24 protein-coding genes are annotated in these 22,380 nt (G+C 66.1%); 15 read left to right on the top strand and 9 right to left on the bottom strand.

Annotation, left to right across the window (positions count from 1 at the left end):
* Positions 1 to 228: 228 nt before the first annotated feature.
* Positions 229 to 942: an SIR2 family NAD-dependent protein deacylase gene (locus DOM66_RS14270; protein WP_110674844.1), complete on the bottom strand. Its 714-nt coding sequence runs from the start codon at positions 940 to 942 to the stop codon at positions 229 to 231.
* Between the two features lie 125 nt (positions 943 to 1,067).
* On the opposite strand from DOM66_RS14270, the gene DOM66_RS14265 reads away from it, so the two are divergent.
* The 5 genes from DOM66_RS14265 (at position 1,068) to DOM66_RS14245 (ending at position 4,748) form a co-directional block, all read left to right on the top strand.
* Positions 1,068 to 1,880, top strand: a complete 813-nt coding sequence (locus tag DOM66_RS14265) for a pseudouridine synthase (RefSeq protein WP_110690629.1) — start codon at positions 1,068 to 1,070, stop codon at positions 1,878 to 1,880.
* The gene (tcdA, locus tag DOM66_RS14260) at positions 1,877 to 2,758 is read left to right on the top strand and encodes a tRNA cyclic N6-threonylcarbamoyladenosine(37) synthase TcdA (RefSeq protein ID WP_110674846.1); all 882 of its coding nucleotides are present in this window, start codon (positions 1,877 to 1,879) and stop codon (positions 2,756 to 2,758) included. Before DOM66_RS14265 ends, tcdA begins: the two co-directional genes overlap by 4 nt.
* Positions 2,751 to 2,981 carry a DUF1653 domain-containing protein gene (locus DOM66_RS14255; RefSeq protein WP_035473994.1) on the top strand — a complete coding sequence of 77 codons (231 nt, stop codon included), beginning with the start codon at positions 2,751 to 2,753 and terminating at the stop codon, positions 2,979 to 2,981. The genes tcdA and DOM66_RS14255 overlap by 8 nt, the downstream gene beginning before the upstream one ends.
* 154 nt (positions 2,982 to 3,135) lie before the next feature.
* Positions 3,136 to 3,654: a 5-(carboxyamino)imidazole ribonucleotide mutase gene (gene purE, locus DOM66_RS14250; RefSeq protein WP_110674847.1), complete on the top strand. Its 519-nt coding sequence runs from the start codon at positions 3,136 to 3,138 to the stop codon at positions 3,652 to 3,654.
* A gap of 2 nt (positions 3,655 to 3,656) precedes the next feature.
* Positions 3,657 to 4,748: a 5-(carboxyamino)imidazole ribonucleotide synthase gene (locus DOM66_RS14245; protein WP_110690628.1), complete on the top strand. Its 1,092-nt coding sequence runs from the start codon at positions 3,657 to 3,659 to the stop codon at positions 4,746 to 4,748.
* Between the two features lie 194 nt (positions 4,749 to 4,942).
* On the opposite strand, the gene bfr is transcribed toward DOM66_RS14245, so the two are convergent.
* From bfr to lptF, 4 genes are all read right to left on the bottom strand, one after another.
* Positions 4,943 to 5,425, bottom strand: a complete 483-nt coding sequence (gene bfr / locus DOM66_RS14240) for a bacterioferritin (protein ID WP_110674849.1) — start codon at positions 5,423 to 5,425, stop codon at positions 4,943 to 4,945.
* 471 nt (positions 5,426 to 5,896) lie between these two features.
* Positions 5,897 to 6,100, bottom strand: coding sequence for a (2Fe-2S)-binding protein (locus DOM66_RS14235; protein ID WP_110674850.1), 204 nt, complete (start codon positions 6,098 to 6,100; stop codon positions 5,897 to 5,899).
* A gap of 321 nt (positions 6,101 to 6,421) precedes the next feature.
* Entirely contained in the window at positions 6,422 to 7,486 is a 1,065-nt protein-coding gene (gene lptG / locus DOM66_RS14230; protein ID WP_110690627.1) for an LPS export ABC transporter permease LptG, read from the bottom strand.
* Positions 7,486 to 8,562, bottom strand: a complete 1,077-nt coding sequence (lptF, locus tag DOM66_RS14225) for an LPS export ABC transporter permease LptF (RefSeq protein WP_188115195.1) — start codon at positions 8,560 to 8,562, stop codon at positions 7,486 to 7,488. The genes lptG and lptF overlap by 1 nt, the downstream gene beginning before the upstream one ends.
* A 236-nt stretch (positions 8,563 to 8,798) precedes the next feature.
* Here lptF and DOM66_RS14220 point away from each other — a divergent pair, with 236 nt between their 5' ends.
* The 9 genes from DOM66_RS14220 to DOM66_RS14180 all read left to right on the top strand — a co-directional run bounded on the left by DOM66_RS14220 (position 8,799) and on the right by DOM66_RS14180 (position 18,601).
* Positions 8,799 to 10,316, top strand: coding sequence for a leucyl aminopeptidase (locus tag DOM66_RS14220; protein WP_110690626.1), 1,518 nt, complete (start codon positions 8,799 to 8,801; stop codon positions 10,314 to 10,316).
* Positions 10,317 to 10,520: 204 nt separating this feature from the next.
* Positions 10,521 to 10,805 carry a YciI family protein gene (locus tag DOM66_RS14215; protein ID WP_110690625.1) on the top strand — a complete coding sequence of 95 codons (285 nt, stop codon included), beginning with the start codon at positions 10,521 to 10,523 and terminating at the stop codon, positions 10,803 to 10,805.
* A gap of 232 nt (positions 10,806 to 11,037) precedes the next feature.
* Positions 11,038 to 12,138 (top strand): branched-chain amino acid aminotransferase, encoded by a 1,101-nt coding sequence (locus DOM66_RS14210; RefSeq protein ID WP_232825158.1) that lies wholly within the window; start codon positions 11,038 to 11,040, stop codon positions 12,136 to 12,138.
* A 69-nt stretch (positions 12,139 to 12,207) separates the two neighbouring features.
* On the top strand, positions 12,208 to 12,606 hold the full coding sequence (locus tag DOM66_RS14205) for a VOC family protein (protein WP_110674856.1): 399 nt from the start codon (positions 12,208 to 12,210) through the stop codon (positions 12,604 to 12,606).
* A gap of 67 nt (positions 12,607 to 12,673) precedes the next feature.
* Positions 12,674 to 13,414, top strand: coding sequence for an SDR family oxidoreductase (locus DOM66_RS14200; RefSeq protein WP_110674857.1), 741 nt, complete (start codon positions 12,674 to 12,676; stop codon positions 13,412 to 13,414).
* Between the two features lie 146 nt (positions 13,415 to 13,560).
* Positions 13,561 to 14,205: a LysE family translocator gene (locus DOM66_RS14195; protein ID WP_110690624.1), complete on the top strand. Its 645-nt coding sequence runs from the start codon at positions 13,561 to 13,563 to the stop codon at positions 14,203 to 14,205.
* 13 nt (positions 14,206 to 14,218) lie between these two features.
* On the top strand, positions 14,219 to 14,644 hold the full coding sequence (locus tag DOM66_RS14190) for a DNA polymerase III subunit chi (protein WP_110674859.1): 426 nt from the start codon (positions 14,219 to 14,221) through the stop codon (positions 14,642 to 14,644).
* A gap of 141 nt (positions 14,645 to 14,785) precedes the next feature.
* On the top strand, positions 14,786 to 17,638 hold the full coding sequence (locus tag DOM66_RS14185) for a valine--tRNA ligase (RefSeq protein ID WP_110690623.1): 2,853 nt from the start codon (positions 14,786 to 14,788) through the stop codon (positions 17,636 to 17,638).
* Between the two features lie 234 nt (positions 17,639 to 17,872).
* Complete coding sequence (locus tag DOM66_RS14180; protein WP_110690622.1) at positions 17,873 to 18,601, top strand: phosphatase PAP2 family protein; 729 nt, start codon at positions 17,873 to 17,875, stop codon at positions 18,599 to 18,601.
* An 83-nt stretch (positions 18,602 to 18,684) separates the two neighbouring features.
* On the opposite strand, the gene DOM66_RS14175 is transcribed toward DOM66_RS14180, so the two are convergent.
* Positions 18,685 to 19,731: a GGDEF domain-containing protein gene (locus DOM66_RS14175; protein ID WP_157959053.1), complete on the bottom strand. Its 1,047-nt coding sequence runs from the start codon at positions 19,729 to 19,731 to the stop codon at positions 18,685 to 18,687.
* 417 nt (positions 19,732 to 20,148) lie between these two features.
* Here DOM66_RS14175 and DOM66_RS14170 point away from each other — a divergent pair, with 417 nt between their 5' ends.
* Complete coding sequence (locus tag DOM66_RS14170; RefSeq protein ID WP_345774420.1) at positions 20,149 to 20,550, top strand: DoxX family protein; 402 nt, start codon at positions 20,149 to 20,151, stop codon at positions 20,548 to 20,550.
* Between the two features lie 98 nt (positions 20,551 to 20,648).
* Here DOM66_RS14170 and DOM66_RS14165 read toward each other — a convergent pair whose 3' ends face one another.
* The 3 genes from DOM66_RS14165 to DOM66_RS14155 are packed head-to-tail and all read right to left on the bottom strand — an operon-like array spanning position 20,649 to position 22,310.
* Entirely contained in the window at positions 20,649 to 21,344 is a 696-nt protein-coding gene (locus DOM66_RS14165; RefSeq protein WP_110690620.1) for a uracil-DNA glycosylase family protein, read from the bottom strand.
* 46 nt (positions 21,345 to 21,390) lie between these two features.
* A complete protein-coding gene (locus DOM66_RS14160) occupies positions 21,391 to 21,864 on the bottom strand; it encodes a TspO/MBR family protein (RefSeq protein ID WP_110690619.1) in 474 nt (157 codons plus the stop codon).
* Between the two features lie 5 nt (positions 21,865 to 21,869).
* The gene (locus tag DOM66_RS14155; RefSeq protein WP_110690618.1) at positions 21,870 to 22,310 is read right to left on the bottom strand and encodes a VOC family protein; all 441 of its coding nucleotides are present in this window, start codon (positions 22,308 to 22,310) and stop codon (positions 21,870 to 21,872) included.
* Between the last annotated feature and the right edge of the window lie 70 nt (positions 22,311 to 22,380).

The raw sequence follows: 22,380 nt of genomic DNA, 5'->3' as shown, positions 1-22,380 counted from the left end.
GCACGGCTCTTGGCGTCTGTTTTGGCGCCTATTCCTTAGCCGGCTATCATGCCGCAAGGCCCGGGCCGGCGAAAGCCGAACCCGCTCGGCGGGCGCCGATGCCAGGCATCGCTGGCCTCAGCGCTTCGGGAAAGCGCTCATCGAAGCGTCTCGTCGACATGCCTGCTCGAAGTCCTCATTCAAAGCCCTCAGTCGAAGCTTCTCATCGAGAGCCGCGACTCGGCCCCACTACTCGAACCCGCCCTGGGCCTTCCAATGCGCCACCAGGGTCGGCACGCCCTGGCTGGCGGGTTCAGCGATGGGCGCTACGCCCGGCGGGGCGAGGTCTCGCGCCTGGGGGTCGACCAGCCAGCAGGGGGCGTCCAGCGGTGCCTGTTCGAGCAGCAGCGCCGCCGGCATCACTGCCAGCGAGGTGCCGACCACCAGCAGCGCATCGGCCTCGGCGACGATATCGCAGGCTTCGGCGTAGCGCGGCACCGACTCGCCGAACCAGACCACGTCCGGGCGCAGCTGGCTGCCCTTGTCGCAGAGATCGCCCAGGGCGATACCGCCGCGGGTGAGCGGATAGCGCAGGCCATCATCGACCGAGGAGCGCGCCAGTAGAATCTCGCCATGCAGATGCAGCACCTGGGTCGAGCCCGCGCGCTCGTGCAGGTCGTCGATGTTCTGGGTGATCACGTCGACCCGGAAGCCGGCCGCTTCCAGCTCGGCCAGTGCGCGGTGGGCGGGATTGGGCCGGGCCCGGCGGGTCTGCTCGCGACGCTCGTCGTAGAAGCGCAGCACGCTGGCCGGATCGCGCGCCCACGCCTGGGGCGTGGCGACATCCTCGACCCGATGGTTCTCCCACAGGCCGTCGCCGTCACGAAAGGTCTTGAGCCCGCTCTCGGCGCTGATGCCGGCACCGGTGAGCACGACGAGGTGAAGGGAGCGAGTGTCGGTCATGGAAGATCCCTGGGTTGGCGCATCGCTTGTCTGGGCACCCTAGCACGGCACCGCCGTGGCGACACTTGAGATCGCCCTGCCCAGCCCCGACAATAGCGCCCCACGCCACGACCCCGACAATTTCGATGACCGCCGCCACGCCGCCCCTTCGAGTGATCTATCGCGACGCCCAGCTGATCGCGGTGGCCAAGCCGCCGGGGATGCTGGTGCATCGCACTGCCCTGGCCCGCGGCGAGACGCGTTTCGTGATGCAGACCCTGCGCGACCAGATCGGCCAGCACGTCTTTCCGGTGCACCGGCTCGACCGCCCCACCGGCGGCGTGCTGGTGTTCGCGCTCGACTCCCAGGCCGCCGCTGCACTGACCCAGGCGTTCACCGACAAACTGGTGACCAAGCGCTATCTGGCGGTGGTGCGTGGCTGGGGGCCGGAGGCGCTGAGCGTCGACGTCCCGCTGCGCGAGGAGGATGGCATCCGGCCCAAGGCGGAAATGCCGGCCCAGCCGGCGCTGACTCACCTGCGCCGGCTCGCCTGCGTCGAGATTCCAGTGGCGATCGAACGTTATCCGCAGTCGCGCTACGCGCTGATGGAGGCGCGCCCGGAGACCGGCCGGCGCCACCAGATCCGCCGCCATCTGGCGCGCTGCGGGCATCCGATCATCAACGATGCCAAGCATGGCAAGGGTATCCACAATCGCTATTTTCGCGATCATCTAGGCTGCCCGCATCTGCTGCTGCACGCTGCCGAGCTGCGCCTGTGGCACCCTTATGCCGAGCGCTGGCTGACGCTGACCGCGGCGCCGGATGCCGCCTTCGCCGCGCTGCTGGCGCGCTTCGGCTGGCAGGCCCACACCGGTAGCGACAGCGCCCGCTTCGACCCGCCCAGCGTCGCCCAGGCCGCCACCGCGACGCTGGCAGAACCGAACCCCGAGAGCCCATGACCGACGACTACGACTTCCGCTTCGGCGGTATCCGCCGCCTCTATGGCACCCGCGCCGCCCACGCCTTTCGCTACGCCCATGTGGTAGTGGTCGGGGTCGGCGGCGTGGGTAGCTGGAGCGCCGAGGCGCTGGCGCGCTCGGGCATCGGCAAGCTCACCCTGATCGATCTCGACGATGTCTGCGTCTCCAACGTCAACCGCCAGCTCCACGCCCTCGACGGCGAGATCGGCAAGCCCAAGGTGGCGGTGCTGGCGGAGCGCTGCCGCGCGATCTGGCCAGGTATCCAGGTGGTCGCCGATGAAGCCTTCATCACCCCGACCAATCTGGCCGAGCGCATCCCTGCCGACGCCGACCACGTGATCGATGCCATCGACCACGTCGGCGCCAAGGCGGCGCTGATTCACTACTGCCAGCGGCGCAAGCTGGCAATCACGGTGACCGGCGGCGCCGGTGGCCAGAGCGATCCGAGCCGTATCCAGGTGGCGGATCTCACCCGCACCGAGCACGATCCGCTGCTGGCCAAGGTGCGCTCGAAGCTGCGCCGGGATTACGGCTTCTCGCGCAATCCCAAGCGCCGCTTCGGCATCGAGTGCGTCTACTCCGACGAACAACTGGTCTACCCTGGCAGCGATGGCGAGGTGTGTCAGCACAAGCCGGCACCGGGTCAGGCCACCCGGCTCGACTGTGCCGCCGGTTTCGGCGCGGTGAGCGTGGTCACCGGCAGCTTCGGCTTCACCGCCGCCGCGCGGGTACTCAGCCGGCTGGCGCGGCGCGCCCAGGCGGCGCCCGAAGCTGGCGCCGAGAGCCCCCCGGTAGCCGAGCCGGACGCCACCTCGCCCGCTGCTTCCCCCACGCAGGAGTCCGCATCGCATGAGTGATTCGAGCCGCCCGGTTCCGGGCATCTACCGCCACTACAAGGGCCAGCTCTACGAGGTGCTGGATGTCGCCCAGCACAGCGAGAGCGAAGAGCGTCTGGTGATCTACCGCGCGCTCTACGGCGACTACGGTCTCTGGGCCCGGCCGCTGGAGATGTTCTGCGAACAGGTCGACGTGAGCGGCGAACCGGTGCCGCGCTTCGCCCTGGAGAAGGCGTTCCGCTGACCGATCGGTCAAGCCCTGCTCGCATTTCTCCCCCCGAGAGTGGCTGTCTGCGCGGCCCCATGACGGGTATAATGCGCCGCTTTCCAAACCGTATCTCGACGCCGCCTGACAACCCACAAGCCGCGGCGGTCGAGCCTTTCCCCCGGGAGGAAGCATGAGCGTACGCGTCGGCGTCATCATGGGGTCCAAGTCGGACTGGTCGACCCTTTGCCATACCGTCGAGACCCTGGAACAGCTCGGCATCGAGCATGAAACCCAGGTGGTCTCCGCCCACCGCACCCCGGATTTGCTGTTCGAGTACGCCGAGACCGCGGCCGAGCGTGGGCTCGAGGTGATCATCGCGGGGGCCGGCGGCGCCGCCCACCTGCCCGGCATGTGCGCGGCCAAGACCCGCCTGCCGGTGCTGGGCGTGCCGGTCAAGTCGAGCACGCTTTCCGGGGTCGACTCGCTGCTCTCGATCGTGCAGATGCCGGCGGGTATCCCCACCGCCACGCTGGCGATCGGCCGCGCCGGGGCGATCAATGCCGCGCTGCTCGCCGCCGCCATGCTGGCCAACCACGACCCGCAAGTCCGCACCGCGCTGGAAGCCTACCGCGCCGAGCAGACGCGCAAGGTGCTCGAGTCTCCCGATCCGCGCCCCAGCACCCCCGACCACGACCAGAGCGAGAGCTGATCATGCGAATCGGAATCGTCGGTGGCGGCCAGCTCGGCCGCATGCTCGCCCAGGCCGGCGCCCCGCTCGACCTGCGCTTCACCTTTCTCGATCCGGGCAGCGAACCCTGCGCAGCGGTGCATGGTGAGCATCTGCAGGCCGACTGGCAGGACCCGACGGCCCTCGAAGCGCTGATCGCCAGCTGCGATGCCATTACCTTCGAGTTCGAGAACGTGCCGGCCGAGGCGGTCGCCCGTCTCGCCGAGCAGCGCCCGGCCTTCCCCCCGGCCCAGGCGCTCTCCACCGCCCGCGATCGCTGGCTGGAGAAGTCGCTGTTCCGCGAGCTGGATATCGCCGTGCCGCCGATCGCACGCATCGACAGCCAGGCCGATCTCGACGCCGCGGTGGCCGAGATCGGCCTGCCCGCAGTGGTCAAGACCCGTACCCTGGGCTACGACGGCAAGGGCCAGAAGGTGATGCGCGAGCCTGCCGACGTCAGCGGTACCTTCGCCGAGCTCGGCGGCGTGCCGTTGATCCTCGAGGGCTTCATCGACTTCGATCACGAGATTTCGGTGATCGCAGTGCGCGCCCGGGACGGCGAGATTCGCCACTGGCCGGTGGTACGCAACGCGCATCGTCAGGGCATCCTGCACTGTTCGGTGCCACAGGTGGCGCACCCGCTGCAGGCCCAGGCCGAGGACTACGCCAGCCGGGTGATGCGTGAGCTCGACTATGTCGGGGTGATGGCGTTCGAGTTCTTCGTCACCGACGCCGGCCTGCTGGCCAACGAGATCGCCCCGCGGGTGCACAACTCCGGCCACTGGAGCATCGAGGGCGCGGTCACCAGCCAGTTCGAGAACCACGTGCGCGCGGTGGCCGGACTGCCGCTGGGCGAAACCGCACGTCTGGCGCCCTGCGCCATGCTCAACGTGATCGGCGCCTTCCCCGAGCGTGACGCGGTGCTCGCGCTGCCCGGCACGCGCTGGCACGACTACGGCAAGGCGCCCCGGCCGGGCCGCAAGATCGGCCATATCACGGTGCTCGCCGCCGACGACGAGACGCTGAAGACGCGTATCGAGGCGGTCGAGGCGCTGCTGGTCAACGATCTGGGCTAGCCACCACTCCTGGGGTGGCTGGCGCGCGCTGCGCCCACATCAGCTACCGCGCCCTTGCCCGCAGCCAAGACGTGAGCAGGCAGAATGAAAAAGGCCCCGCTGTCGATGACAGCGGGGCCTTTTAGGTTCCAGCCTCTTGCTGGCGCTGGCGGGGTCAGCTCAGACCCGGCCCGCGGAGCGCGTGCAGACTGCGCTCACTCCTTCTCGTCGCCGAACATGTGCTTCTGCAGATAGTTCTGGATACCGACCTTGTCGATCAGGCCCAGCTCCGCTTCGAGCTTGTCGATGTGCTCTTCTTCGTCGTCGAGGATCTTGATGAACAGATCACGGCTGACGTAGTCACGCACGGATTCGCAGTAGGGGATCGCTTCCTGCAGGTCGGCACGCGCCTTGTGCTCGATCTTGAGATCGCTCTCCAGCATCTCCTTGGCATTCTCACCGATGTTGAGCTTGCCCAGATCCTGCAGGTTGGGGATGCCTTCGAGGAACAGGATGCGCTCGATCAGCTTGTCGGCGTGCTGCATCTCCTCGATGGATTCGTCGTACTCCCACTTGGCGAGCACGTTGAAGCCCCAGTCCTTGTACATCTTGCTGTGCAGGAAGTACTGGTTGATCGCCACCAGCTCGTTGCCGAGGACGGTGTTCAGATAGCTGATGACCTTCGGGTCGCCTTTCATTGTCGTGTTCTCCTCATGGGTAACTGGCGAGGGGAGGCAGCTTCGCGCGCTCCCTGACGGAGTACGCTACCACAGGGTGGCGCTGGTCCGATGGTGGCAGTATCCACAAGGCATCGAGAAATTACAACTATTACAGTAACTTACGAAATTTTCTCATCTGCCAGCGATTGGCAGGTGATAACGCGGCTGATAACGAGTCGCGCTGCGCCCGGCGCGCATCGCAGACACACCGGCTCGCCTACCCTTAGGGGATATCTGGCAACTTGGACTACTTAGCGGAAGTTCAGCAGCAGGAAGCGTTGGCATCACATGGAAAGGCAGGAATAACGACTACCCGTGATGCGGAAAGGCAAAAGCGCGAAGGCGGGGAAAGCTGTCGATACGACCTGTCGTGAAGACGCAAAAAGTGGATACGCAAAAAGAGGAGGCGAACAACAGGCGACACACGCGGCGGGGCTGGCGCCCGAGAGGTCACACCGCGTAGGCGAGGTCCGGGTCGAAGCTCAACTGCTCGCTGATCGCGTCACGCATCACCCGTTTGCCGGTGCAGGCGCACTTGCCACACTGGCCGGCGCAGCCAGTGACTTCGCGCACTTCGCGCCAGCTGCGGGCGCCATCGCTCACGGCGTTTTCGATATCGCGGTCGGTGACACCCTGGCAGAGACAGACGTACACGGCAGATCCTCGCACTCAACGTAGGAGTGAATGTAAATGATTCGCATAGGCACTTTCAAGTCCGAATCACAATCATCTCGCTCACGTTAGCGCCGCTTCCTTAGCGCAGACTTAGCACAGGTATCAGCCGCCCTCTTCCGCCCTCTCGCTCGGACCGACCACCGCATCCCGGGGCTCAGACGCCATCCGACGCCCCGAACCCACACTAAACGAACCAACGTGAAACGCCCTCACGTGAAACGCCCCAACGCAAGACGCCGCACTCCAGGAGTGCGGCGTCGTCTTGTGCGATGAGCGGGGAAGCGAAGCGCTCGGGCAGGATCAGCCGGTGCGGCGCAGCAGCCAGAAGCCGAGCAGATAGCAGACCGCGGTAGGCACCACCACCGCCAGCGACGGGGAGAAACCGAACAGCACCGAGGCGGGCGCCAGCAGATCCTGCAGGTACTTGAACGACAGCCCCACGATCACGCCGTAGAAGATCCGCGTGCCGGCAGCGACACTGCGCAGCGGGCCGAACACGAACGACGCCGCCAGCAGCACCAGCCCCGCCAGGGTGACCGGGAGCAGACTCTTCTGCCAGAAGTAGAGCAGCGGCTGGGTTGCCTCCTGCCCCTGGGAGCGCAGATAGCTGGCGTACTGCCACAGGCTGCTCATGCGCTGGCTGTTGAGCGGGCGCAGCAGGCGATTGAGCTGGGCCGGCGTGAGATCGGTGTGCCAGGTGGCGGTGGGCTGGGACTCGACCCGGGTGCCGTTGGCGTCGAAGTAGGTGGTCTTGACGTTCTCCAGCGTCCACGCCTTGCCGTTCCACACCGCGCGCTGGGCCTCGGAAGCTTCCACCAGACGCTGGCCGTCGTACTCGTAGCGGCGCACGTTGATCACGGTGTCGTCGGCGCGGATGGTGCCGAAGCGGTAGAAGTTGTCACCTTCACGCTGCCAGCCACCGCCACGTTCGAGCACCGCATCGGCGCCCTCGGACTGTTCCAGGCGCCAGGCCGCGGCGTGCTGCTCGGTGGCCGGGCTGACGAACTCGCCGATGCCCATGGTGATCAGGATCACCAGCAGCAGCGGCTTGAGCACCCCGATCAGAATGCGTCCGAGCGAGCGCCCGGCGGCGCGCATCACGGTGAGCTCGTTGCTCGAGGCCATCGACCCCAACCCCACCAGCGCACCGATCAGCACCGCCACCGGGGCGTATTCGTAGAAGCGCCACGGCAGCCGCATCAATAGATAGAGCAGCACGTCGAAGGCGGAGTAGTTGCCGGAGACATCACCGAGGTCGTTGATGTAGGAGATCACCAGGTCGAGCCCCAGCACCATCACCTGCACCACCAGCATGGCGCCGAGGACATTGCGCGCGATGTAACGGTCGAGACGATCGAGCAGCATCAGCGGCCTCCTTGGCGCTGGTCGCGGCGCAGCAGAATCAGGCCGAGCAGCAGATAGACGCCGTGGATCGGCCACATGCCGACGCCCGCCGGCAGGCTGCCACGGGCGATCGCGTCCTGGGCCGCGAGCAGCAGACTCAGATAGCTGACATGCAGGAACAGCGCCGGCAGCAGCTTGGCGAAGCGCCCCTGACGCGGATTGACCCGCGATAGCGGCAGCGCCAGCAGGGTCAGGATCGGCACCATCAGCGGCATCGACAGGCGCCACTGCAGCTGGGCCATCGACTCGTCGTCGCCCTGATCGATCAGCTTCGCGGTGCTCATCAGCTCGGTGTCGTCGCCGATATCGGTCTCGCCGTCGGTGGAGAGACGCACCGCATAGCTGCCGAAGGCGAGCCGCTCGGCCACCGGGCTACCCGGGTCGACGCTGTAGCGGGTACCGTTGGAGAGCACCAGAAAACGGCTGCCGGTCTTGGGATCGACGGTCTGGTAGCCGCTCTCGGCGCGGGTCACCACCTGCTGGCCGCCATCACTGCCCTTGCCCTGTTCGCTGATGAAGACATCCTCCATGCGCGAATGGTCGTCATTGAGTGACTGGGTGTAGGCGGTACGGCCGCTGCCGAAATCCTGGAAGCGCCCGGGGGTGAGCAGCGAGAAGTCGAGCTGGCTCTTCTGCTGCTCGATCAGACGCTCGTTGTGCAGCGCACCGTAGGGGGTCAGCCACAGGCTGCAGGCGCCGACCACCGCGGCGATCAGCAGTGCCGGCAGCAGCGTGACCTGGAGCAGGCGGTTGGGGCTCATGCCGCAGGCCACCAGCACGGTGATCTCGCTGTTGAGATAGAGCTGTCCGTAGGCGAGGAGGATGGCGATGAAGAACGCCAGCGGCAGTACCAGCTCCATGAAGCTGGGCATGTGGAACAGCATCAGCGAACCCAGGGCGCTGAGCGGCAGCTCGCCCTGGGCGGCGTCGGTGAAGTAGCGGATGAACCGGCTGCCCATGATCACCAGCAGCAATACGCCGGCGACTGCTGACATCGTCAGCAGGATCTCGCGGGTCAAATAGCGGAATACAATCAACATCGACTCCTGATCTGGCTTCCTGCCAGCGCACGGCGTGCGTTCCGGCGGCGGGTGGGCTTGTGCATCGTCCCCCCGCTTTGCGTAAACTGAGGCGTCTTGCGGGCTGCGCCTGCAACACCGGGCGCTGCGCCGGGCACTGGCGCGGCCCCGGCCATTATCCCGATTCCCCGCGCACTTGTCTCGTTGCCGAGACCTGTGACGCGAAGCCAGCGCAATCGTTCATTGGAGACGACATGGAATTTTCCGTACTCAGCGTCAACCCGGCCAAGGTCGAGACTGCCTGTCTGGTGGTGCCGCTGTTCCAGGATGGCGAGTTGCTGCCCACCGCGGCCAAGCTGGATGACGCCAGCGAGCGGTTGATCGCGCAGCTGCTGGCGCGCGGCGACTTCACCCCCAACCTGGGCGACGTGCAACTGATACCGTTCGCCCCGGGCCTCTCCGCCGAGCGCCTGCTGCTGGTGGGTCTGGGCGAGCGCGCCAAGTTCAACGAGGGTGGCTTGCGCAAGGCGCTGGATGCAGCCTTCGCCGCCGTTGCCAAGCTGCCGGCGGACAGTGTCGCGGTGGGCTTCAGCGATGCCGTCATCGCCGACCGCGATATCGCCTGGAACACCCAGATGACCCTGGATGCCGCGACCCAGGCGGTCTACCGCTTCAACGCGTGCAAATCCACCCCGAGCCCGCTGCCGGCCCTCGCCCGGGTCGAGCTGCTGATCGCCGACAGCGGCCAGAGCGAAACCGCCGAGCGCGGCGCGCGCATCGGTGCCGCCCTCGGCGACGGGGTCAACCTGGCGCGGACCCTGGGCAACCTGCCGGGCAATATCTGCACCCCCAGCTATCTCGCCGATCAGGCCGAGACGCTGGCCGGTGAAGCCGGCGGCAGCCTCGAGGTCGAGGTGCTCGACGAAGCCGAACTCGAAGCGCTCGGCGCGCATTCCCTGCTCGCCGTGGGCCGTGGCAGCGCCGAGCCCTCCAAGCTGATCGTGATGAAGTATCTGGGCGCGGAGGACGCCGAAGAGGCGCCCCACGTGCTGGTGGGCAAGGGCATCACCTTCGATACCGGCGGCATCTCGCTCAAGCCGGGCGCCGGCATGGACGAGATGAAGTTCGACATGTGTGGCGCGGCGAGCGTGTTCGGCACCATGAAGAGCGTGATCGCGCTCAAGCCCAAGCTCAACGTGATCGCCATTGTCGCCAGCGCCGAGAACATGCCGGATGGCCGCGCGATCAAGCCGGGCGATATCGTCAAGACGCTCAAGGGGCTTACCGTCGAGATCCTCAACACCGACGCCGAGGGGCGCCTGGTGCTGTGCGACGCCCTGGCCTACGCCGAGCGCTTCCAGCCGGCCAGCGTGGTCGATATCGCCACCCTCACCGGTGCCTGCGTGATCGCCCTGGGCGACCACGCCAGCGGGCTCTTCTCCAACGACGACGACCTTGCCCTCGACCTGCTCGAAGCCGGCGAAACCGCCTGGGACCGCGCCTGGCACATGCCGATGTGGGACGACTACCAGGCCCAGTTGGAGTCCAACTTCGCCGATCTGGCCAATATCGGTGGGCGTCCGGCGGGCAGCATCACCGCCGCCTGCTTCCTCTCGCGCTTCGCCGACAGCTACCCCTGGGCGCATCTGGACATCGCCGGTACCGCCTGGCACAGCGGCAAGCAGAAAGGCGCCAGCGGGCGTCCGGTGGGCCTGCTCACGCGCTATCTGCTCGACCGCGAGAGCGAGCACGTGGTGACCGACGAGACCTGAGCGCGGTGTCTTTGAGCCACAAAGGCGCCCAGCCGCCGCTCACCGGTCGTGATTGACCGGTGACGCCGGACCGGTGGTGACCCACCGCTGCAAACCAGAGCCTGTCGAGACGCCCCGCCCGGGGCGTCGCGGCGGGTTCTTTTTGATTTCCCCCTCTCGGGGGCTCATGACCCGTATCGACAAACCGACAAGGAGTGCCGCGGCATGTTCATCGTCTCACTCACCTACAAGGTGCCTCTCGAGCGTATCGAGGCGCATATCGAAGGCCACATGGCGTGGCTCGAGGACGCCTACGCCCGCGGGCTGCTGATCGCCTCCGGGCGCAAGGTGCCGCGCAGTGGCGGCGTGCTGCTCTCCCACGCCGAGCGCCCGGCGCTGGAGGCGTGCCTGGCCACCGATCCGTTCCAAAGCCACGATCTCGCCGACTACGAGATCATCGAGTGTGCCATCACACTGACCGCCCCCGGCTTCGAAGCGCTCAAGGGCTGAGCCGATGATGCCTTGGCCGCCCCGGCGGCACGGCCAAGGCCCCTCTTCGCAGAATACGCTTTGCATGCTAATTTGACCTTTCCGCCAGCGCCGCCCCGCGTTGACGCAGCCTTGCCGGCGCGTCTTCGCCCGAGCGCGTCGTGCGGACCCACCGTCACCGATCGTATGCCCGTCGGCCGGCGCGCGAATGCCACCGCGCCGCCATCATTCGGGGCCGCCAGGAGAAGTCGCAGTGTCCACGTCAGGATTCGAAGTTCGCCTCTCGTCCAACCCGCTCGATGCCAACCTGCGCAACGAGATTCTTGCCAATCCGGGCTTCGGCCGCTTCTTCACCGATCACATGGTGCACGTACGCTGGACCAAGCAGGGCGGTTGGCAGCGCGGCGAGATTCGCCCCTACGGGCCGCTGCTGATCGACCCCGCCTCGCCGGTACTGCACTACGGCCAGGAGATCTTCGAGGGCATCAAGGCCTACCGCCACGCCGACGGCTCGGTGTGGACCTTCCGCCCGCAGAAGAACGCCGCGCGCTTCCGCGCCTCGGCGCGTCGCCTGGCCCTGCCGGAGCTGGACGACGAGACCTTCCTCGGCTCGCTCGAAGCGCTGGTGTCCCAGGACGCCGCCTGGGTGCCGACGCCGCAGAACGATAGCGAAGAGTGCAGCCTCTACCTGCGCCCGTTCATGATCGGCAACGGCAAGTCGCTGGGCGTGAAGCCGGCCGCCGAGGTCGACTACTACCTGATCGCCTCGCCGGCGGCCTCCTACTTCAAGGGCGGCGGCAAGCCGGTCTCGATCTGGCTCTCCTCCCACTACAAGCGCGCCGCCCCCGGCGGGACCGGCTTCGCCAAGTGCGGTGGCAACTATGCCGCCTCGCTGCTGGCCCAGGCCGAAGCCGAGGAGCACGGCTGCGCCCAGGTCGCCTTCCTCGACGCCGCCGAGAACAAGTGGATCGAAGAGCTGGGCGGCATGAACCTGTTCTTCGTCTACCGTGACGGCCGCCTGGTCACCCCGGCGCTGAGCGGCACGATCCTCGAGGGCGTGACCCGCGACTCGATCCTCGAACTGGCCCGCGATGCCGGCCTCACCCCGGAAGAGCGTCAGATCAGCATCGACGAGTGGCGTGACGGCGTCGCCAGCGGCGAGATCACCGAAGTGTTCGCCTGCGGCACCGCCGCCGTGATCACCCAGATCGGCGAGCTGGTGAGCGAAGACGAGCGTATCGCCACACCACCGGTGGCAGGTGAAGCGGTCAGCGCCCAGCTGCGCAAGCGCCTGCTCGATATCCAGTACGGCCGCAGCGAGGACACCCGCGGCTGGCTGATGCGTCTGGCCTGATCGCGTCCTGACGCGAAGCGGGCTCGGTATCCATTTTCACTATCGACAAGGTCCTCAAGGGGAGCCCCTATGTTCAGCCACATCATGATCGGCAGTAACGATATCGAGCGCGCCAAGCGCTTCTACGACGAGGTGCTCGGCGTACTCGGCGCGCAAGCCGGCCAGCGCTTCGAGTACGACGGCCTCCAGCGTCTCTCCTATCGTCATGACGGCAACGCCTTCGTCGTCACCGAGCCGATCAACGGCGAACCCGCCACCGTGGGCAACGGCGACACCCTGGGCTTTACCTGCAGCTCCCAGGAGCAGGCCCAGCGCTTCCACGATACCGCGGTCGCCCAGGGCGCCACCTCGATCGAGGACGAGCCGGGCGTGCGCCATACGCCGATGGGCGACCTCTTCCTGGCCTATGTGCGCGATCCCGACGGCCACAAGCTCTGTGCCGTGTATCCGCTCGAACCCGCAGCCTGATAGGCTGCCTGTCGACGCCGCGCGCCTGCGTGGCGTCGACTCTCTCACCCCGCTATCGGAGGAGTGCATGAAACCAGTCATGATCGTGACCGGTGCCGGCCGCGGCATCGGCGCCGCCACCGCCCGCATGGCGGCCCAGAAGGGTTACGCCGTGGCCGTCAACTACCGCAGCGACAAGGCCTCTGCCGACAAGGTGGTCGCCGAGATCGAGGCCGCCGGCGGCCGCGCCATCGCGGTTCAGGCCGATGTGGTCGATGAAGGCGCCATCGTCGCCATGTTCGAGACCGTCGACCGCGAGCTGGGTCGGGTCGACGTGCTGGTCAACAACGCCGGGGTGGTCGACCAGATCAGCCGCGTCGACGAGATGAGCTTCGAGCGTGTCGATCGGATGATGAAGATCAACGTGGTCGGCCCCTTCGTCTGCGCCCGCGAGGCAGTCAAGCGCATGTCCACCCGCCACGGCGGCAACGGTGGTGCGATCATCAACGTCGGCTCCGCCGCCTCACACCTCGGCGGTGCCGGTGAGTATGTCGACTACGCCGCCTCCAAGGGCGCCATCGACACCATGACCGAGGGTCTGGCCAAGGAAGTCGCCGGCGAGGGCATCCGCGTCAACACCGTGCGCCCCGGGGTGATCCGCACCACCATTCACGCCAGCGGTGGCAACCCGGACAAGCCCGATGTCGCCGGAGAGGTGATTCCGATGGGGCGTATCGGCGAGCCGGAAGAGATCGCCAACGCGGTGCTGTGGCTGGCCGAAGCCGGGTTCACCACCGGCGCCCTGATCGATGTCGACGGCGGCGTCTGAGCCTGTATCGCCAGGTACCGCGCCTGGTGCGGTCGCGAATGCCGAGCGCGGCGTCAGGCCTGTCGCAGGGGGAGCGGTCGCGGTTTGACAGCCGCGTCGATCCCGTGGATGACTAGAGAGCCATGGCACTGGCAGGAGACGCCCCCATGCCTCTCGAAATGTGGCTCGCCTTCGTGGCGGCATCGACCCTCATGTTGGCGATTCCCGGCCCGACCATCCTGCTGGTGATCTCTCACGCACTGAATCACGGACGTCGCGCCGGCGCCGCCACCGTGGGCGGCGTGGCGCTGGGTGATCTCACCGCCATGACCGCCTCCATGGCAGGCCTGGGGGCACTGCTGGCCACCTCGGCCACGCTATTCAGCGTGTTGAAATGGATCGGCGCCGCCTACCTGATCTACCTGGGCATCAAGGCGTGGCGTGCGCCGACGATGCCGATCGCCGACGAGGTGACGAGTGCCGCGCCAGACACCTCCCCAGCCAGCGCCAACCATCGGCTCTTCTGGCACGCCTACGTGGTCACTGCACTCAACCCCAAAAGCCTCATTTTCTTCGTCGCATTCGTGCCGCAGTTCCTCACCCCGCATGCCCCGCTGCTCCCGCAGATTGCGCTGATGGAGGCGACCTTCGTCATCCTGGCCACGCTGAATGCGGCGCTCTATGGGTTACTCGCAGCGACGGCGCGTGACAGAATCCGCAGCCCACGCGTTCAGCGGGTCGCCAATCGCATCGGTGGCACTCTGCTGATCGGCGCAGGCGGTGTCACCGGCATCTACCAACGGACCCAATGACAGACGGGCGCTCATGACCAAAGTCGACTTCTACATCCTTCAGGACACCACGCTGGAGGCGCGCTTCGATTTCGCCTGCCGCCTGGCGGAGACGATCTACCGCAAGGGGTATCGCCTGCATGTCCATACCCAGGACGAGGCGATGGCGCGCCAGTTCGACGAGCATCTGTGGAAATTCCGCGACGAAAGCTATGTGCCACATGCGGTGGTGGGCGACGCGGTGGAACCGGCACCGCCGGTGAGCATCGGCTGGCAGGCCGCCCCGGAACCCGGAGTGCAGGCGATGCTCAATCTCCACGACGACATTCCCGAGTGGTTCTCCCGGGTCGAGCGCGTCGCCGAGATCATCAACCAGCACCAGGACGTGCTGCGCTGCAAGCGCGCCTGCTGGAAGACCTACAAGGATCGCGGCTACCGGGTCGAAGCGCACAAGCTGTGAGGGTCACACCCGCCCCCCCTCGCCCGACGCGAACCTGACGCGCTCCGCCCTCAGCAGGTATAATCCTCGCCATTTTCGTCACGCCGCCCGCCTTCACAGGCGCCGCGTGCCCGCCATCGTTTGCCGAGTCAAGAAGCCGCCATGGACAAGACGTACCAACCCGATCAGATCGAAACCCGCTGGTATCAACGCTGGGAAACGGACGGCCACTTCGCCCCCAGCGGCCAGGGCGAGCCGTTCTCGATCATGATCCCGCCGCCCAACGTCACCGGCAGCCTGCACATGGGCCACGCCTTCCAGGACACCATCATGGACACGCTGACGCGCTGGCGGCGGATGCGCGGCAACAACACACTGTGGCAGGTGGGCACCGACCACGCCGGCATCGCTACCCAGATGCTGGTGGAGCGCAAGCTGGCGGCGGAGACCGGCCAGTCGCGTCACGACCTAGGCCGCGAAGCGTTCACCGACAAGATCTGGGAGTGGAAGACGGAGTCCGGCGGACATATTACGCGCCAGTTGCGGCGCATGGGCGCCAGTGTCGACTGGAGCCGCGAACGCTTCACCATGGATGACGGCTTCTACCAGGCGGTCCAGGAAGTCTTCGTGCGCCTGTTCGACGAGGGGCTGATCTATCGCGGCAAGCGCCTGGTCAACTGGGACCCGACCCTGCACACCGCGATCTCCGATCTGGAGGTGGAGAACCGCGAGCAACAGGGCCAGTTCTGGCACTTCCGCTACCCGCTCGCCGACGGTGTCACCACCGCCGACGGCAAGGATTATCTGGTCGTCGCCACGACCCGCCCGGAGACCCTGCTGGGTGACACCGGCGTGGCGGTCAATCCGGAGGATCCGCGCTACGCCTCGCTGGTCGGCAAGTTCATCGAGCTGCCGCTGGTCGGCCGCCGCATTCCGGTGATCGCCGACGAACACGCCGACATGGAGAAGGGCTCGGGCTGCGTCAAGATCACTCCGGCCCATGACTTCAATGACTATGAGGTGGGCAAGCGCCACAACCATGCGCTGATCAACGTCTTCTCCCAGGATGCCACCATCCTCGAACGCGCCGAGGCATTCGATCTCCAGGGCCAACCGCTGGACGACATCGATGTCAGCCTGCCTGCCGCCTACGCCGGGCTCGGCCGCTTCGAGGCGCGCGAGCGCATCGTCGCCGACATGGAGGCCGCCGGGCTGCTCGAGCAGATCGAGACGATCAGCAACACCCTGCCCTACGGCGACCGCTCCGGCGATGTCATCGAGCCGCTGCTCACCGATCAGTGGTTCGTCGCCGTGGAGCAGCTGGCCAAGCCGGCCATCGCCGCGGTGGAGAACGGCGATATCCAGTTCGTGCCCAAGAACTACGAGAACATGTACTTCGCCTGGATGCGCGACCTGCAGGACTGGTGCATCTCGCGTCAGCTGTGGTGGGGCCACCGTATTCCGGCCTGGTACGATGCCGAGGGCAACGTCTACGTGGCGCGCACCGAAGCGGAGGCCCGCGACAAGTACGCCCTCGGCGCCGAGGTCGCGCTCACCCAGGACGAGGACGTGCTGGATACCTGGTTCAGCTCGGGCCTGTGGACCTTCGCCACCCTGGGCTGGCCGGAACAGACGCCGGCGCTTTCGACCTTCCACCCCACCAGCGTGCTGGTGACCGGCTTCGACATCATCTTCTTCTGGGTCGCCCGGATGATCATGATGACGCTGAAGTTCACCGACGAAGTGCCGTTCAAGACCGTCTACGTTCACGGCCTGGTGCGTGACAGCCAGGGCCAGAAGATGTCGAAGTCCAAGGGCAACGTGCTCGATCCGATCGACCTGATCGACGGTATCGACCTCGAAACCCTGGTGGCCAAGCGCACCGGCAACATGATGCAGCCGCAGAAAGCACGCGCCATCGAGAAGGCAACCCGTGCCGAGTTCCCGGAGGGCATCGAGGCCCACGGCACCGACGCCCTGCGCTACACCTTCCTCTCGCTGGCCACCACCGGGCGTGACATCAAGTTCGACATGGGCCGCCTGGATGGCTACCGCAACTTCTGCAACAAGCTGTGGAACGCCTCGCGCTACGTGCTGATGAACGCCGAGGGCGAGGATGTCGGCCTCGACGACGCACCGGTGGCGCTGTCGCTGGCCGACCGCTGGATCGTCTCGCGCCTGCAGCAGACCGAGACCCAGGTCACCAACGCCCTCGACGAGTACCGCTTCGACCACGCCTCCCAGGCGCTCTACGACTTCGTCTGGAACGAGTACTGCGACTGGTACCTGGAGCTCTCCAAGCCGGTGCTGTGGGACGACGCCGCGACGCCGGAAGCCAAGCGCGGCACTCGCCGTACCCTGGTTCGCGTGCTGGAGACAGTGCTGCGTCTGGCGCATCCGATGATGCCGTTCATCAGTGAAGAGATCTGGCAGCGCGTGGCACCGCTGGCCGGCACCGCGTCCGGTGAGAGCGCCAGCCTGATGACCCAGCCGTGGCCGGAGGCCGACGCCTCGCGCATCGACGAACAGTCGATCCGCGACATCGAGTGGCTCAAGGGCGTGATCGTCGCCGTGCGCAATATTCGCGCCGAGATGAACATCGCCCCCGGCAAGCCGCTGGAAGTGCTGCTGACCAAGGGCGACGCCGGCGACCGCGAGCGTCTAGAGGCCAACCGCCTGTTCCTGGCCAAACTGGCCAAGCTGGCGAGCGCCGACTGGCTCGACGATCCGGCACAGGCGCCGCTGGCTGCGACCCAGCTGGTGGGCGACATGGAAGTGCTGGTGCCGATGGCCGATCTGATCGACAAGGAAGCCGAACTGGCACGGCTGGACAAGGAGATCGACAAGCAGGACAAGCTGATCGTCGGCATCGAGAAGAAGCTCTCCAACGACAGCTTCGTAGCCAAGGCGCCGGAGGCGGTGGTCGAGAAGGAGCGCGGCAAGCTCAAGGAGTATCTGGCGGCGCGCCAGCACCTGGTCGAACAGCACAACAAGATCGCCGAACTCGACGGCTGATCGCCTCGCCCTGACCACCGCCCTTGCCGGCGGCCTGCGGTGACACCAGCGGCCCCGTCAGATGACGGGGCCGCTGGCTGTATAGCGGTGCTATACGTCGCCTGACACCGACGTCTGCCATAGAAAGATGTCAGGGGTGAGTCTGCGAAGTTAAGAAACATTGTTTCTTATGCCCAGCTTAACTTAAAATGGCGCCTTACCGTCTCTTGCAACGCCGTTCGGCAAGGCTCCTTCATGACCCGCCCCCGTCTCGATCTCAAGCGTATCGTCGCTTTCAACGTTACCGGCCTGCTGCTGCTGTTGAGCTGGGCCTGGCCCCACGACATGCTGTGGAGCGATCTCGACGATCGTATCTTCTGGTTCTTCAACGCCCTGATCACGCCCGAGCCCAACTGGTGGGACGATACTCTGGCGATTCTCAACCATCGCGCCTTCGACATGATCTCGCTGGCGATCATGGGCCTGCTGTTCCTGTGGGCGATGCTTCGCGATCCGCATCCCGAGCGCCTGACCCGCTGGATCGGTATCGGTGTGACCATGGTGCTCACCGCCGGCGTGCTGGCGCTGTTCACGACCAAGGGCATCAGCTATGGCCACCCCAGCCCGACCCGCTTCTTCGCCAACGCCATGCGACTGACCGACGTGGTCTCGATTCCGACCAAGGATTCGGCATCGAACAGCTTCCCCGGCGATCACGGCCTGATGCTGATGGTGTTCGCCGGCTTCATGCTGCGCTTCGCCGCGCGCCGCATCGCCCTGCTCAGCGTGGCCTTCGTGGTGCTGCTGAGCGCCCCGCGCATCATGGTCGGCGCGCACTGGTTCAGCGATGTCTACATGGGCGCGCTGAGCATCGCTCTGATCGCCCTGCCCTGGGTGCTGTGCACGCCGCTGGCGGCGGCTGCCGCCGGCCGCATCCAGCGCGCGCTGGCACGCTGGATGCCGCAACGTCTGCACTCGGGCTGAGAGGCCTGGGCTGCGCACGCCAGGCCTGTCGGGAAGCCCCGCACCCCGCGCTGGGCTTCTCGACAGTGACTTCTCGGCAGCCCCTAGCCATCTTCCGACTGCAGCGCATCCTTCACCCCGCGCGACAGCCGCCCGGCGTTGCGCGAGTTGGCGCTCTCGACATGCCCCTCGGCCACCACCTGATTGCGCCCGGCCGACTTGGCGGCATACAGCCGCCGGTCGGCGAGTTCGATGATGCTCTGCAGCTTGTCGCCCTCGTCGGCACAGGCAATCCCCATCGACAGCGTCACCGGCATCAGCTGACCGCCGAACTGACACGGGCGCCGGGCCAGCCGCACGCGGATACGTTCGGAAACCGTCACCGCCTCCGAGATGCTGGTTTCCGGCAACAGCAGCAGGAACTCCTCACCGCCGACGCGACCGACGTCGTCCTCGCCGCGCAGCGCATCCCTGAGCACGCCGGCCAGATGGTGCAGCACCGCGTCCCCCGCGGTATGGCCGAAGTTGTCGTTGATCTCCTTGAAGTGATCGGCGTCCACCAGGATCATCGCGAACGCTGTCTGCTGACGCCAGTAGGCCGAAGCTTTGTCGAAAATGGCACGGCGATTGAGGACCAGGGTCAGGGAGTCATGCATGGCATCGCGGCGGTAACGGTACTCGTGGCGGTCGGTGATCGTGAGCATGCGCAAGATCACCATGCACAGCATGACGAAAACCGCCACCAGCACGAAATTCTCCAGCAGATGCGCCTCGAAACCCAGCGGCGGCGAGTTCAGCCTGGGCAGGTCCGCCAGGCCCAGGGCGAGCGTCGCCAGTCCGGCCGTCAACAGCAGCTTGGTGCGTCGACGCAGATCGGCGAGCATCAGCTCCACCTCGGCGAACAGCAAGCAGTAGACGACCCCGCTGTCGCTGCCCAGCACCAAGGCGCCATAGATCAACAGCAGGAGAAAGGCGCCCAGCTTCACCCCCAGGGCCAGCGCCACCCAGAGGTGCCGGTGCAGGCGCAGCGCCACCGCGTAGGCAAGCACACAGACGAGATTCAGGTGTCCCATCACGCTATAGCCAAGCAGATACAGGACAGGGGCGATGAAAATCTGCAGGCAGAGGGCCAGCAGATAGATTTCGGCCATGATCTCGAAACTGCGGCGACGCTCCACCGATAGCCTATCGGGGGGACGCGTAACGCGCCGCCAGAGATGAAAGAGATAGCGGCTAGGCATGGTGATCGGCTCGCAATCTTGTTATTACCTCGGCGCGGGCACGGCGCGCCCTCAGGCGTCGGTATCGGCCGAGTTTGAGGCGCGCTGAGGTGACAGCACAAGAGTATCGCTTGTTTTAACTTCAAATAACATTCAAATTTGCCGATTTACTTTGTAAGCCCATGACGACACTGACTTTCTATTAACAAACTCTGATAATCTCGGCGCACGACGTATAATGTCACCGTCCCGAAGAAACGTCATACGCCCGAGGGAAGTGTCATCCATCCTCGTATCCGTCACCCACTCCACCCCCCTATCGACCCAACCACAAGGACGCGCTGGCTCATGCGTTTCATGCACAACGACGACTTAGGCAAACTGCTGCTGCGACTCTGCGTGGGGATTCTGATCCTGCTGCACGGTCTGCACAAGCTGATGGACCCCGCCAGTCTCAACGGTATCGCCCATCAGCTCGCACAGATGGGCGTCCCCTCCTTCGTCGCCTACGGCGTGCTGGTGGGCGAGATCATCGCCCCGCTGATGGCGATCCTCGGCTGGCAGGCCCGCCTGGGCGGACTACTGATGGCGATCAACATGCTGGTGGCCATCGTCCTGGTGCACCTATCACAGCTGTCGAGCCTGAACGGCCAGGGCGGCTGGACGCTGGAGCTGCAGGGCATGTTCCTCGGCGCGGCGCTGGCGGTGATGTTCCTGGGCAGCGGGCGGATGGCGGTCAAGCCAGACTAGCCCGCCACAGCGAGCGCCTGGACTGGCAGGCGCTCGGACGGGTCTGATTGCCGGACTCTTTAGTTAAATTTTTACTAATATTAAATAAGGGCTCGCTTTCATCCCCCGTCGAGGGCCTCCAGACGCTGGGCCATGAGCTCGGGAAAGCGCTTGAACCAGCGCTGATTGAGCGGTGAAGGATGCGGCAGCGGCGCCAGCGTGAAGGTGCGTTCCCGGCCATCCGGCAGGCGCAGCCGGGTAGCGTGCAGCGCCGCGAAGCGATCCTCCCGGGCCCAGAACGCGTCGAGCGCCGCGCGAACCTCGCGCGGCTGATCGATACCGAACCATAGAAACGCTTCCCGCCCCAGGGTGATGATCCGCTCGCCCTGCCAGCAGGCGTCGAGCAGTTGCGCCACCAGCGGCTGGAAGCGACGCTTGACCGCCATCGACCAAGCCTTGTTGCCTTGGGGCTTGTAGGGCACGGTATTGATCCAGAACAGCTCACGCCCGATCGCGAGGGCGGCATCGAAGTCCGGCGGCGGTTCCTGGTGGCGGTGCCGGTAGAGCTCGGTACGCACCTTCTGCCCCCCTGCGCCGACGAATGGCTCCCCGGTCTCGACCTCGCGGGTGCCTGGATCGCGGCCGAAGATCGCAAGCCGGGCGCTGCGCGGGCCGAGCCCTACGATCGGCTCGCAGGGATCGCGTCCAAAGCGCGCATAGGTATCGCGATCCAGGCGTTCCAGCCCAGCCGCTTCCCGACGCAGGGCAGCCTCGAGGGTCGCCGGCAGCGATACTAGCCGATCGTTATCTCCCATGCAGTCTCCTGGCTCGTTCCTGTCTGTGCCCCGGCGGGTTCAATGCTCAACCGGTGGAAAAATTGAGCACCAACAACCCGGCGTTGAGATAACCCGCGAAGCTGACCCAGACCAGATAGGGCAGCAACAGCAGCACCGCCAGTCGCGAGTAGCGCGAGAACGTGACCAGCGTCCACACGATCAGCCCCCACATCAGCAGCAGATCGAGCAGCCCCACCAGCATCCAGTGGGCAGCGAAGAACAGCCACGACCACAGCGCGTTGGCGAGCAGTTGAGCGACGAAGGGGGTCAAGGCCCGGCGTCGCTGCCCAGGTGGTGCCACCAGCGTGACTCGCCAGGCGGCCACCGCCATCAGCAGATAGAGCAGTGTCCAGGCCACCGGAAAGAGCCAGTCCGGAGGCGTCAGCGGCGGTTTGGTGAGCGCGGCGTACCAGGGCCCCGGTGGCGCCAGGATGCCGCTGCTGGCGGCGAGCGCCACCAGCAGCAGCCAGCCGAGAAAGATCGCGAACGAGCGATTCACGTGACTTACCAGGAGCCGGTGTTTTCCATCGACGCCCAGGGCTCCTGCGCCGGCTTCGGCTCGCCCTTCTGCAGCAGTTCGATGGAGATACCGTCAGGCGAACGCACGAAGGCCATATGGCCATCCCGCGGCGGGCGATTGATGGCCACGCCATTGCTCTGGAGCTTGTCGCACAGCGCATAGATGTCGTCGACACGGTAGGCCAGGTGGCCGAAATTGCGCCCACCGGTGTAGGTCTCCGGGTCCCAGTTGTAGGTCAGCTCGACCATCGGGGACTGTTCCGCTTCGGCGCGCGGCCGGTCGTTGGGGGTGGCGAGGAAGACCAGCGTGAAACGGCCCTTTTCGCTCTCCTTGCGCGATACCTCCTCGAGGCCGAGCAGGTCGCAATAGAAGTGCAGCGACGCATCGAGATCCGACACGCGCACCATCGTGTGCAGGTATTCCATGGGAATCTTCCTGATTCGTCAGTGAGTTGAACCGTTTCATGGTAGACCAGGAACGCGCGACGGTGAATGT

The sequence above is a fragment of the Salinicola endophyticus genome (genome assembly GCF_003206575.1).
In the GTDB taxonomy this organism is placed as follows: Bacteria; Pseudomonadota; Gammaproteobacteria; order Pseudomonadales; family Halomonadaceae; genus Salinicola; species Salinicola endophyticus.
The sequence above is the reverse complement of the archived record's forward strand: the minus strand, read 5'-3'. Positions and strand labels throughout refer to the sequence as shown.